The organism is Streptomyces sp. Ac-502, assembly GCF_045222935.1.
In the GTDB taxonomy this organism is placed as follows: domain Bacteria; phylum Actinomycetota; class Actinomycetes; order Streptomycetales; family Streptomycetaceae; genus Streptomyces; species Streptomyces monomycini.
Genome location: NZ_JBHFFO010000001.1, coordinates 2,186,235 through 2,198,837, shown reverse-complemented (window position 1 = coordinate 2,198,837; position 12,603 = coordinate 2,186,235). Strand labels below are relative to the sequence as shown.

9 protein-coding genes and 1 pseudogene are annotated in these 12,603 nt (G+C 73.6%); all 10 read left to right on the top strand.

Annotation, left to right across the window (positions count from 1 at the left end):
• Positions 1 to 92: 92 nt before the first annotated feature.
• The 10 genes and pseudogenes from ACEXOX_RS09840 to ACEXOX_RS09795 all read left to right on the top strand — a co-directional run bounded on the left by ACEXOX_RS09840 (position 93) and on the right by ACEXOX_RS09795 (position 12,516).
• Positions 93 to 992: a hypothetical protein gene (locus ACEXOX_RS09840; protein ID WP_406519989.1), complete on the top strand. Its 900-nt coding sequence runs from the start codon at positions 93 to 95 to the stop codon at positions 990 to 992.
• 107 nt (positions 993 to 1,099) lie between these two features.
• Positions 1,100 to 1,492 carry a cupin domain-containing protein gene (locus ACEXOX_RS09835; RefSeq protein ID WP_406519988.1) on the top strand — a complete coding sequence of 131 codons (393 nt, stop codon included), beginning with the start codon at positions 1,100 to 1,102 and terminating at the stop codon, positions 1,490 to 1,492.
• A gap of 837 nt (positions 1,493 to 2,329) precedes the next feature.
• A complete protein-coding gene (locus ACEXOX_RS09830; protein ID WP_406526284.1) occupies positions 2,330 to 2,809 on the top strand; it encodes a B12-binding domain-containing radical SAM protein in 480 nt (159 codons plus the stop codon).
• Positions 2,809 to 3,249 (top strand): hypothetical protein, encoded by a 441-nt coding sequence (locus ACEXOX_RS09825; protein WP_406519986.1) that lies wholly within the window; start codon positions 2,809 to 2,811, stop codon positions 3,247 to 3,249. Before ACEXOX_RS09830 ends, ACEXOX_RS09825 begins: the two co-directional genes overlap by 1 nt.
• A gap of 194 nt (positions 3,250 to 3,443) precedes the next feature.
• Entirely contained in the window at positions 3,444 to 5,318 is a 1,875-nt protein-coding gene (locus ACEXOX_RS09820; RefSeq protein WP_406519984.1) for an ABC transporter ATP-binding protein, read from the top strand.
• On the top strand, positions 5,315 to 7,024 hold the full coding sequence (locus ACEXOX_RS09815; RefSeq protein WP_406519983.1) for an ABC transporter ATP-binding protein: 1,710 nt from the start codon (positions 5,315 to 5,317) through the stop codon (positions 7,022 to 7,024). The genes ACEXOX_RS09820 and ACEXOX_RS09815 overlap by 4 nt, the downstream gene beginning before the upstream one ends.
• Positions 7,025 to 7,041: 17 nt before the next feature.
• The gene (locus tag ACEXOX_RS09810; RefSeq protein WP_406519982.1) at positions 7,042 to 9,300 is read left to right on the top strand and encodes a condensation domain-containing protein; all 2,259 of its coding nucleotides are present in this window, start codon (positions 7,042 to 7,044) and stop codon (positions 9,298 to 9,300) included.
• Positions 9,204 to 9,802 (top strand): annotated as a pseudogene (locus ACEXOX_RS09805) (AMP-binding protein); the annotation flags it as partial. The gene ACEXOX_RS09810 and the pseudogene ACEXOX_RS09805, both read left to right, overlap by 97 nt.
• Before the next feature lie 591 nt (positions 9,803 to 10,393).
• The gene (locus tag ACEXOX_RS09800; protein ID WP_406526283.1) at positions 10,394 to 11,698 is read left to right on the top strand and encodes a phosphopantetheine-binding protein; all 1,305 of its coding nucleotides are present in this window, start codon (positions 10,394 to 10,396) and stop codon (positions 11,696 to 11,698) included.
• Positions 11,695 to 12,516, top strand: a complete 822-nt coding sequence (locus ACEXOX_RS09795) for a thioesterase II family protein (RefSeq protein ID WP_406519981.1) — start codon at positions 11,695 to 11,697, stop codon at positions 12,514 to 12,516. The genes ACEXOX_RS09800 and ACEXOX_RS09795 overlap by 4 nt, the downstream gene beginning before the upstream one ends.
• Positions 12,517 to 12,603 lie beyond the last annotated feature (87 nt).

Genomic DNA, 12,603 nt, shown 5'->3' with positions numbered 1-12,603 from the left:
GGCTGGCTGCCGAGCTGGGCCCGTCGGCGGGGGCGCAGGTGGTGGATGCCCGGGACGGGCACGGGCTTGCGGCGTTCGCCGAGGGGTGCCGCGTGGTGCTCAACTGTGCCGGTCCTGCCTATCTGCTGCTGGACCGGGTCCGGCGGGCGGCGTTCGCTGCGGGCGCCGATTACGTGGACGTGATGGACGACGGCACGGCCTCCGCGTCGGGCGGGCCCCGTACCGCCGTACTGTCGGCGGGCCTGGTGCCCGGTCTGTCCGGGCTGCTGCCTGGACTGCTCGCCGGGCCGATGGCCCGTCCGCTGCGGTTCACCGGCGGCTACGCGGGGCTGGGCGCCCTCACCCACACGGGCGCCGTCGACTACCTGCTGAGCCTGGACCGCGGATTCGGCGTGCCGACGGGGCTCTGGCGAGGCCGTACGGTGCCCGGGGCGCTGCGTACCGAAGACGGTCTCCGGGTGCCGGGCCTGCCCCGGCCGGTGACGGCGGTTCCCTTCCTCACCGCCGAAGTGGTGGAGCGGGCCGAGGCGCTGGGGCTGGCGGAGGCGCGTTGGTACAACGCCTTCGACGGCGGATTTCTGTACGACGCCCTGAACCGGGCGCGGATGGGCGACAGCCCGGACCTCGACTCCCGCGCGGCCGAGCTGGTGCGGGCGTCCGCCCTGGACGCGGCCGGGCGGACGCCGTACCACGCCCTGTGGGGCAGCCTGGACGGCATCGGGTACGAGGGGACCGAGGTGCGCCGGACCGTACTGATCCGTGGTGCGGACGGGGCCGGACTGACCGGTGAGGTCGGTGCGTTCGCGGTGTCCGAGGTGTGTGACGGGCGGGTGCCCGCCGGGGTGCACCGGGCGGCCGAGGTGCTTGCGCCCCGGCGTGCGGTGGACAGGCTGCGCGCGGTCGTCGGCGGTCTCGTGGTGGCGGAGCGGGACGCGGACCCGGCATCCGTCGCGGATCTCGCGTACGAGGCGGAGGAAGAGGGCGCCCTGTGACGCGGCGGGCGCCCGGCGGCGGGTCCAGATTCCGTCCAGTCGGCCCTGCCATCATCCGGTGAGCCCGGGCGGCCCGGTCGCCGCGCACTGCCCCGAGAGGATTCGCCATGTCCGCCGTAGACCTCTATTCCTCCATGTTCCGGCTGCGCCACAACGGCACGGTCGACGCCGAGGAGTTCACCATGCGGCCCGACCTGGACGGCTGGACGGCCGTGACCATGCGCGCCGAGACGACGGCGGACCTGAAGTCCGCGGCCAACTGGATGCGGCATCCGGACGGCGACGAGGTGATGTGCGTCCTGTCGGGCGCGATGCGGATCTACTACCGCACGGGCGGCCCCGAGGACACCGACGGTGAACTGCGGGTCCGTGTCGGCGCGGGCGAGGCGTTCGTCGTGCCGTCGGACGCCTGGCACCGGGTTGAGCTGGAGGCGCCCACCGAGATGCTGGTGGTGCTACGGGCCGAGGGAACGCTGATCGAACAGCGTCCCGGGCACTGAGCCGGACACGGCGGCCCGCCGCGGCAGACGGCGGCCAGATTTCGTGCAGAGGAGCCTGCCACGCTCTTTTCCCGGCGGGGGATTCCGGTACGGCCGGCCCTCGTCTTCGCTTCCGGTGTCCTCACAGGAATGGGATCTCCATGCGTTTCCTCCTTTTGAGCGGGCTCGGCCCCGGAGAACTCGGCCCGACGCATTTCAACTCCCCGTACATGGCCGGGACGCTCTTCGGGGACAACCCGAGCGAGCTCGGCCGGGAGATGCTGCGCCGCGCCGGACACGAGGAACTGCGGCTCGACCGGCTGAGTTTCGCGTCGTCGGGCCGCCCTTACGCCCTGCTGCGCCCGCGTGCGGCGGCGGGGCCGCACCTGACCACGGTGACGCTGCATTCGATCCTGGAGACCGGTGACTACGACTTCGCCCGGGTGGACCTGGCGGACGTGTGGACCGGTGCGGCGCAGGTACCGGCCGGGGACTTCGACGTGGTGCTGCTGTCGACGACGTACATCTGGAACGAACCGATCCTCCGGCAGGCGGTCGCCTGGATCCGGGAGAACCTGCCCGGCGCCGGCATCGTGGCCGGCGGGCAGTTCACCAACCTCAAATTCATGATGGCCCTGCGCGACCACCCGGAGATCATCGCGGTCGTGCGCGGTGACGGGGAGGTCTCGCTGCCCATGACGCTGGACATGCTCGCCGCGGGCAAGAGCCTGGAGTCGGTCCCCAACGTCGTCTGGCGCGACGGGGACCGTCCGGATCAACCCGGTGGAGTACGTGGACCTCGACGGGTTCCCCTCGCCCAGCGTCTCCGGGCGGGCCGCGGTGGTGCCGTACGAGTCGATGCGGGGCTGTCCCTTCGACTGCAAGTTCTGTTCCTTCCCAGCGGCTTCGCCGAAATGGCGGTACAAGTCGGCGGAGAAGATCCGGGACGACTGGGCCGGGTACGCCGCGGACAACGGCACCGAGATGATGTACGCGATGGACTCCACGTTCACCATTCCGCCGGTCCGTTTCCGTAAGCTGCTGGAGATCCTGCCGGGTTCCGGCATACCGGTCTGGGAGGGGTTCAGCCGGGCCAACACGCTGAACTCCGAAGCGGTGGTGGCGGGTCTGGAAGCGGCGCACTGTTTCCAGATCCATGTGGGCTTCGAGTCGATGAACGACCAGACGCTGAAGAACATGAGCAAGCGGGTGTCGGTGAAGCAGAACCTCACGGCCCACGAACTGCTCAGCCGCAGCGAGATCAACACCTACGGCCTGTTCATCGTCGGCTATCCGGGGAGAGCCCCGAGACGTTCCAGGACACCCAGGACTTCCTGATGGAGGAGTACATCGGCCACTTCTCCATGGCGCGTTTCACCATCACGGACGAGAACATGCCGATGTGGCAGGACCGGGAGAAGTTCCGGATCGAGGCCGAGGACCCCAACGACCCGGGCTCGCCGTGGTCGCACATCGGCATGGACAGCGACCGGGCGGGCCAGTTGCTCACCGAGACCCTGGACAAGGTGCGGCGGACCAACGACCGCGCGGTGCTGAAGTTCTGGCAGCACAACTACCAGCACTGGCTGCTGCCGCAGCACGACCGCAAGACCAATCTCGCGGTCGAGAAGAGCCTGGAGCTGCTGGCCATGACGCCGCGTGACTTCACCGACCCGGACGAGGGGGCGCACGCCATGCGGACCCAGCTGGGCCAGTTGCGTTCGGTCGGGATCGAACCGGCTCCCGAGGGCCGGGAGCTGTGCCTCGATCCGCTGTGACGGGCGGTTCCGGGCCGGGATTCCGGCTGCGGCCGTGCGCCGGGACCCCGGCGCCGCCGGTGGGCGCGGGGCGGGTTGCCACCCTAGTTCTTATACGCGTATAGTTTCTGGGTGGAGCCCAGTCATGAGCGGTTGTCGACGCGGCCGTACGCCGCGCGAGCCGCCGACCCGGCCTTGGAGGGCGGGACTTTTCTATGGCCACGACAGAACAGGTGAGCACGCTCACCGACGGAACCGGCGGCCGCGCGGCCGACGACCCCACCGCGGCGGGTGAGCCGCCCGGCGCGGCGCGCGGCGGCCCGGGGGAACAGGCCCCGCAGGGACGCCGGATGCTCGTCCGGTTGTTACGCCCGTACCGGGGGCGGCTCCTCGCCGTCCTGGTACTACAGACGGTGGGCGCCCTGGCGGGTCTCGCCCCGCTGCTCGCCCTGGCCGAGATCGGCCGGGAACTGCTCGCCCCCGGGCCGGCCGACCGCGCCGCCGTGTGGACCGCCGTCGTCCTCGGTGCCGCGGGCCTGCTGGTACGGGTCCTGTTCACCGCGGCCGCCGGCGGGTGCGGCCACCTCGTCGACGGGGACCTGCACCTGTCGCTGCGCAAGTCACTGGCTCAGCGCCTCGGGCGGGTGCCCCTGGGCTGGTTCGCACGCCGCAGCTCGGGCGAGGTGAACGGCGTGGTGCAGGGCGACGTCGACACGCTGCACCACCTGATCGCCCATACGCCCGGCGAGTTCACCTCCGCCGTCGTCGTCCCCGTCGCCTCGCTGGCCTACCTGGCCTGGGTGGACTGGCGGCTGACGCTCGTCGCACTCGTCCCGGTCCTGTTCGGCGTGGCGGTGCACCGCCTGCTGGCGACCGAGGAACGGCGCCGCCAGGGCATGGCCGTGGGCCAGGCCATGGGGCGTATCGGGGTGTCGTCCGTGGAGTTCGTCCAGGGCATCTCCGTCGTGAAGACCTTCGGCGGCGCGGGCCGGGTCCACCAGCGCTACCGGCGCGCCGCCGACGACTTCGCCGACTTCTTCCTCGGCTACGTCGCCGGAAGCGCGGGCCTGGCGTCGCTGTCCGCCCTCGTCCTGGCACCGCCGTTCGTGCTGCTGCTCATCCTGGCGGGCGGCACGCTGCTGATCACCCAGGGCGCCATGCCGCCCGCCGAACTGCTGCCTTTCCTGCTGCTGTCCGTGGCGCTGACGACCCCGGTCGCGGCGCTGGGCCACGGCATGGACAACATCCACGCCGCCGAGCGGTCCGCCGACCGCATCCACGAGATGCTCAGCGCCCGGCCGCTGCCGGCCCCGGACCGGCCCGCCCTCCCGCAGGGGGACCGCGTGGAGTACCGCGGTGTCGGCTTCGCCTACGACGACGGACACCCGGTGCTGCACGACATCGACCTCGTCCTGGAGCCCGGCACCACCACCGCCCTCGTCGGCCCTTCCGGCGCGGGCAAGTCCACCCTCGCCCAGATGCTGCCCCGGTTCTTCGACCCGACGCGCGGTGCGGTCCTGCTCGGCGGGGTCGACGTCCGCGACATCGGCGACGAACAGCTCTACCAGCGGGTTGCGTTCATCTTCCAGGACGTCCGGGTGCTGCGCGCCACGGTCGCCGAGAACATCGCGCTGGCGGTGCCGGACGCCGATCGCTCCGCGGTCGTCGCCGCCGCCTGCGCGGCAGGCCTGCACGAGCGCGTCACAGCCCTTCCGTACGGCTACGACTCCGTGCTCGGCGAGGACATCGGCCTGTCCGGCGGCGAGGCACAGCGGCTCGGCATCGCCCGCGCGCTGCTCATCGACGCCCCGGTGCTCGTCCTCGACGAGGCCATGTCCTTCGCCGACGCCAAGACCCAGGCGGAACTCAGGCGCGCCCTGGACGTGCTGCGCGCGGGACGCACCCAGCTCGTCATCGCGCACCGGCTGGAGACCGTCACCCGCGCCGACCGCATCGTCGTCATGGAGGGCGGCCGCATCGTGGAGAGCGGAACGTACCAGGAACTCATGGGCACGGGCGGGAAGCTCGCCCAGATGTGGTGGGCCCAGCACCGCCACGGGAACGGCTCGCGGGAAGGGACCGACCGATGATCCGACTGCTCCTGCGGGTCATGGGCGAGACACACGGCCGCCCCGTACGCCGCACGCTCGTCCTGATGTCGACGCGGGCCGTCGTGGAGGGCCTGTCCTACGCGCTGCTCGTTCCGCTGCTGCGTGCCCTGCTCGGCCCCCGGCCCACCGACGCCTGGCCGTGGCTCGGCGCCTTCGCCGCCGCGTTCCTGCTGTGCGCCGTCCTCGGCTACCGCAGCGTCCTGACGGGGTTCCGTACGGGCGGTGAGCTGTCCCGCGGACTGCACCACCGCCTCGGCGACCAGCTCGCCGGGCTGCCCCTGGGCTGGTTCACGTCCTCGCGCATCGGGGACGTCTCCGGGCTGACCAGCCGCAGCGTGATGGAAGTGATGTCGGTGCCCGCGCACCGGCTCGGCCCGCTCGTCGACGCCACCTTCGTCCCCCTGACGATCGTCGCGGTCATGTTCTTCTTCGACTGGCGGCTGGCGCTGGCGGCGCTGCTCGCCGCACCCCTGATCGCCGCGGTGCAGTACGCCACCGGGCGGGCCACCGCACGCGAGGACGCCGAGCGCGCGCGGCGCAGTGACGACGCCTCCGCCCGGGTGGTGGAGTACGTCCGCGCCCAGCCGGTGCTGCGGGCCGGCGGCCGTACCGGCGAGCGGTTCCAGCAGTTGGACGAGGCGCTGCACGCGCAGTGGCGCAGCGAGCGGCGCGCCGCCGTGAAAGGGCTGCCCGGTGTCCTTGGCCTGAGTCTCACGGTGCAGGCCGTGTTCACGCTGGTCCTCGCGCTGGGCGCTTACCTCGTCCTGGACGGCTCCGCCGACGCGGCGTCCGTACTCGCCCTGCTCGTGCTGAGCGCGCGCTGCGTCGACCCGCTGCTGTCGCTGGCGGACCTGGGCGGCGTCATGCGGGCCTCGCGCGGCGAGCTGGAACGCATCGACGCGGTGCTGCGGGAGAAGCCGCTGCCCCTGCCCGAGCGGCCGAAAACACCCGTCGGCAACAGCCTCGAACTGGACGGTGCCACCTTCCGCCGCGGCGGCCGCACCGTACTGGACGGACTGAGCCTGAAGGCGGAGGACGGCCGGCGGCTGGCGCTCGTCGGCTCCTCCGGGGCCGGCAAGACCACGCTGCTCCAGCTCGCCGCGCGGTTCCACGACGTGGACGCCGGCGCGGTGCGGCTCGGCGGGGTGGACGTGCGCGACATCGACGGCGACGAGCTGATGTCCCGGCTGTCCATCGTCTTCCAGGACGTCTACCTGTTCGAGGGCACCATCGAGGAGAACGTACGGCTCGGCCGCCCCGGCGCCACCAAGGACGAAGTGCGCCGGGCGGCCGCCGCGGCCCGCCTGGACGAGGTGGTCGCCCGGCTGCCGCAGGGCTGGGACACCGAGGTCGGCGAGGGCGGCGCGGCCCTCTCCGGTGGTGAGCGCCAGCGGGTGTCGATCGCCCGCGCCCTGCTCAAGGACGCCCCCGTACTGCTGCTCGACGAGGCCACCTCCGCCCTGGACCCGGAGAGTGAACAGGCCGTCCAGGAGGGCCTGGACCGGCTGATGAGCGGCCGCACCGTCGTCATGGTCGCGCACCGGCTGCACACCGTCCGGGACGCCGACACCATCGCCTTCCTGGAGGACGGCCGCATCGTCGAGTCCGGCACCCACCAGGAACTCCTCGAACGCGACGGGAAGTACGCCGCGTTCTGGAAGATCGCCGCACACCAGCCGGCCTGAGAGGAACCGAGGTAGGGATGGCACGCAAGGGCACGTCGACGGACCCGTCCGGCTGTACCGGTACGGCCGCTCCCGCATGGACCCTGGAAGCACTCCGCGCCGAGGTCGCCGCGCTGCTCGGCGCCGAACCGGCCGAGGTGGACGACGACGGCGACCTGTTCGCCCTGGGGTTGCAGTCGCTCCAGCTGATGCAGTTCACCAACCGGGTCAACCGCGCGGGCGGGCGGGCCGGCTTCACGGAGCTGGCCAGGGATCCGCGGGTCGGCTCCTGGTACCGGTTGCTGAGCAGCCGTACGGGGGCGGCCGGCGCACGGTCCGGACCGGCGCGCCCGCCTGCCGAGGCGCCGTCCACCGCTGTGCGGCCGTCCACCGCCGTGCCGCCGTCCGCCGCCCCGGGGCGGGAACCGTTCCCGCTCACCCCGGTCCAGCAGGCGTACTGGATCGGCCGGGGTGACGACCGGCCGCTGGGCGGCGTCGGCTGCCACGCCTACCTGGAGATCGACGCGGCGGAGGTGCACCCCGGCCGCCTCGAACAAGCCGTACGGGCCTTGACCCGTCGCCATCCGATGCTGCGGGCCCGCTGCGACGACGACGGCACCCAGCGCGTCCTGGACGCCTCGCCCTGGCCGGGCCTGACCGTCCACGACCACACGGCCGGGACGCGGGCCGACGCCGACACGGCGGTGGCCGGGCTGCGAGAGCGCCTGTCCCACCGCAGATTACGGGTGGGCGAGGGCGAGGTCTTCGACGTCCAGCTGAGCCGTCTGCCGGCCGCCGCGGACTCCCGCCGCGTCGACCGCATCCACCTCGGCGTCGACCTGCTCGTCGCCGACGTGCACAGCATCCGGCTGCTCCTCGCCGACCTCGCGGAGCTGTACGACGACCCCGACGCACTCGGGGAGCTGGCCTACGACTTCCCGAGCCACCTCGCCGCACGGGGCACGGCACGCGCGGACGAGCGGGAGCGCGCCAAGGAGTACTGGAGCGACCGCCTGGTCGGCCTTCCCGGCGGCCCTCGGCTGCCGCTGGCCACCGACCCCGAGGACGTCGTCCGGCCGCGCTTCGTGCGCCGTACGCACACACTGGCCCCGCACACCTGGGAGCGGCTGCGCGCGCGGGCCGGCGAGCACGGCGTCACGCCCTCCGTGCTGCTCGCCACCGCCTTCGCCGAGGTGCTCGCCCGGTTCAGCGGTGAGCGGCACTTCCTGCTCAACGTGCCGCTGTTCGACCGCGAGCACGACGCCCACCCCGACCTGGACCGGATCGTCGCCGACTTCACCAGCCTCGTCCTGCTGGAGATCGACCTCGGCCGGGGCACGGGCTTCGCCGGGCGCGCCCGGGCCGTACAGCAGCGCCTGCACGACGACGTGGGCCACGCCGCCTACACCGGCGTCGACGTCCTGCGCGACATGGCGCGCGCCGACGCGGACCACCCGCGCACCGCACCGGTGGTCTTCGCCTGCAACATCGACGCCCCGCTCGTCCCCGACGCCTTCGCCGACCGCTTCGGCGAGCTGTCCTGGATGGTGTCCCAGACACCGCAGGTCTGGCTGGAACACCAGATCTACCGCACCCGCGACGGCGGCCTGCTGCTCGCCTGGGACGCGGTGGAGGAACTGTTCCCGGACGGTCTGCTGGACGGCCTGACCGCCGCCTGCGCCGCCCTGCTGGACCATCTCGTCATGGCCGACTGGACCGCGGTACCGGACCTTCCGCTGCCTGCGGGGCAACTGCGGCGGCGGCACGAGGTGAACGCCACGCACCGCCCGGAGAGCGGCCGGGCGCTGCATGAGGAGTTCTTCACCCACGCCGGGACACGGGCGGACGCTCCGGCACTGCTGTGGGGCGCGGAAGGAGTCCTCACCCACGACGAACTGGCGGAGCGCGCGCTGCGCATCGCGGGCGCCCTCGCCGACCGGGGCATCCGCGACGGCGCCCCCGTACTCGTCACGGCGCCCAAGGGCCCGGACCAGATCGCCGCCGTCCTGGGCGTGCTGGCGGCAGGCGGGAGTTACGTACCCGTCGGCGTCGACCAGCCCGCCGAGCGGCGCGCGCGGATCCTCGCGGTCAGCGGGGCCCGGCTCGTCCTGGACGGCACCGGGACACCCGCCCCGGCCGCATCCCCGGCCGAAGTGCTGCCGTTGGCCGAGGCGTTACGGTTCCGCCCCTGGCCGCGCCGGTGCCCGTGGGCCCGGACGACCCGGCGTACACGATCTTCACCTCGGGATCCACCGGCATCCCGAAGGGGGTCGAGATCAGCCACCGGGCCGCGGTGAACACCGTCGAGGACATCGGCGAACGCTTCGGCATCGGCCCGGCGGACCGCGTACTCGCCGTCTCCGCGCTGGACTTCGACCTGTCCGTGTGGGACATCTTCGGGCTGCTCGGCGTGGGCGGCGCGCTCGTGCTGGTGGCCGAGAGGACCGGCGCGACGCCCACCGCTGGCTCGACCTGTGCCGCCGGCACGCCGTGACGGTGTGGAACTCGGTGCCCGCCCTCCTCGACATGCTGCTGACCGCGGCCGAGCCCGAGCCGCTTCCGGATTCCGTGCGCCTCGCGCTGCTCTCGGGTGACTGGATCGGTCTGGACCTGCCGGGGCGGCTGGCCCGGGCGGGGGCCGGACGGTGCCGGTTCGTCGCGCTGGGCGGTGCCACCGAGGCGTCGATCTGGTCCAACGTCCACGAGGTCGGCGCCGTACCGCCGCACTGGCGGTCCATCCCGTACGGGACCCCGCTGGGCAACCAGAAGTTCCGGGCCGTCGACCCGCAGGGGCGGGACTGCCCCGACTGGGTGCCAGGCGAGCTGTGGATCGGCGGTACGGGGGTCGCGCTCGGCTACCGAGGTGACCCCGCGCTGACGGCGGAACGTTTCCCCACGGTGGTGGGCGAGCGCTGGTACCGCACCGGGGACCTCGGCCGCTACTGGCCCGACGGCACGCTGGAGTTCCTCGGGCGCGCCGACCAGCAGGTGAAGATCAACGGCTTCCGGGTGGAACTGGGCGAGGTCGAGGCGGCGTTGCAGAGCCACCCCGCCGTGGCCCACGCGGTCGCCGCGGTGGTGGGCGAGCCGCGCAAGGAACTCGCCGTCGCCGTCGTACCGGCGCGGCCTGGAGCCGCCGTCGTCGTACCGGCTCCGCCGGGAGCCGGGGAGAAGCCGGTCCCGGCCCGCGCTGACGGCATCGGCCGCGACACAGCGGAGCAAACGCCCGCCGAGGTGGAGTGCGAATGCGCCCTCACCGAAACCGTGCTCGCCGCGCTCCTGGCCGCCCTGGACCCGGGGCTGTCCGACGGCACCAGCGGGCAGACCGGCCTCCCCGGCACCCGGGACGCGTCGGGCCTGCCCGAGCCGAACCGGCGGCTGCTGGAAGCGATGGCCGGCGAACTGGCCGAGCGCGACGTCCTGGTGCGCACGGCAGGCACCTACGCACCCGGCCGGCGCTGGGCCGAGGTCCGCGACGGAGACCGCGCGGCCGGGCTGCGCGCGAGCATCAGCGACGGCCGGCTGGAGAGCGTGGTCGAGGCATGGACCCGGGCCATGCCGGTGCTGCTCGCGGTACTGCGCGGCGAAACGTCCGCCACCGTCCTGCTCGACGACCCGGAGCTGTCCCCCGAATCCCTGACCGACGCCCTGCCCGGGGCCCGCGCCTGCCTGGAGCGGACCGCCCAGGCGCTGCAAGAACTCGCCCAGGGGCGTCCCGAACCGCTCGCCGTCGCCGAATGGGGCACCGGCAGCGGCCGCACCGCCGTACGCCTGCTCGACGCCCTCAAGCCCGGCACCGTCGACTACCTCCTGCTGACGGAGTCGGCTTCCCGGCGTACGGCGGCCGACGCGCGGCTGTCCGCGGCGGGCCACCCGGCACGGACCGCGCTCCAGACCGCGCCGGGCATCCCCGAGGCGCGCCTGCACCGGTTCGACGCGGTGGCTGTCAACGACGCGCTGCACGGCCTGCCCGACCCGTACGCGGTCGCGGCCGCACTGCCGCTACTGCTGGCTCCGGGCGGTCACCTCTTCCTGGTCGCCCGCGTCGCCGTCTCCCCGCTGGGCCTGCCCGCGGGCCGTACCGGCGACCGACTCGACGCCGGACAGTGGGCGGACCTGCTGGCCCGCGAGGGCCTGACCGACGTCCGCCGGGCGCACACCGAACCGGACGGCGCGGTGCTGCTCACCGCCCGGCGCCCTCCGGACGCGCCCCGCCTGGACGCTGCCACCCTGCGCCAACAGCTCGCCGAGCGGCTTCCCGCGCACATGATCCCGGGCACGCTGGTCGCCCTGCCCGAGCTGTCGCTGAACGCCAACGGCAAGGTCGACCGGCGCCGGGTGCAGGAACTGCTCACGTCCGGCGCCGAGCAGCCCGGCGCCAGCTGCGACCCGCCGCGCGGCGCCGTCGAGGAGACCGTGGCGGAACTCTGGGCCGAGGTGCTGGGCGTGCCCGCCGCCGGACGCGACGCCAACTTCTTCGTACAGGGCGGGGACAGCGTCCTCGCGACGCGCCTGGTCACCGGCGTCCGCCGTCGGCTGGGCGTCGAACTGCCGATGCGTCAGGTGCTGCGGGCGCCGACGGTGGCCGCCATGGGCGCGCTGATCGAGCGGCTGCGTCCGGGGGCCGGGGTACCGGACGCCGACGGCCGGGCGTCCGAGGGGTACTCCGAGGAGTACGAGGAAGGTGCGCTGTGAGCGCCGTGCACCCCGCCGCCGGACACGGCGCCGCCGCTCACCGGTCCAGCCTGCGGACCTTCGCCGTACGGGCGCAGTCCCTGGCCCGGCTGGTGTGCTTCCCGCACGCGGGTGGCGGGGCGGGCGCCTACCGGCTGTGGGGCTTCGACGCGCCCTGGGACGTCGAGGTCGCCGCGGTGCAGTACCCGGGGCGCGAGGACCGGTACGCGGAACCGCCGGTGTCCGTCATGAGCGAGCTGGCCGACGCGATCGGCACCGATCTGGTCCGCGAGGCGACGGCCCGCCCCGAACGCGTCACCGTCCTGTTCGGCCACAGCATGGGAGCCTCCGTGGCCTACGAGACGGCCCGCCGGCTGACCGCGGCCGGGCATCCGCCGGCCGCCCTCGTCGTCTCGGGCCAGCCCGCACCGCACCGCACGCGCGGCGGCGCCCTGCACCGCGCGGACGATGCCGAACTGCTGGCGGACGTACGGAGGTTGGGCGGCACGTCGGCAGGTGTGCTGGGTCACGACGCCCTGCTGCGGGCGCTGCTGCCGACGATCCGGAGCGACTACCGGCTCATCGAGACCTACCGCCCGCGGCCCGGCCGCCGCCTCGACGCGCCGGTGACCGTCCTCTACGCCGACGACGACCCCGAGGTCGACGCCGCCGAGGCACAGGCCTGGCGCGAGGTCACCGACGGGCCCTGCGACGTCGGTGTGTTCACCGGCGGCCACTTCTACCTGGAACAGCGGCGGGAGGCCGTCCTCGCCCGCGTCGTGGCCCGTGTCCGCGCGGCGCTGCCCGCCGCGGGCGCGGCCTGGCCGTCGCTGCCCTGATCCCGCCGCCCGCTGTCCGCCGCACCGTCCGCTTCAGAGAACACGTCCGTCCCACCGTCCGCTTCAGAGAACCGCACAGAAACGGGG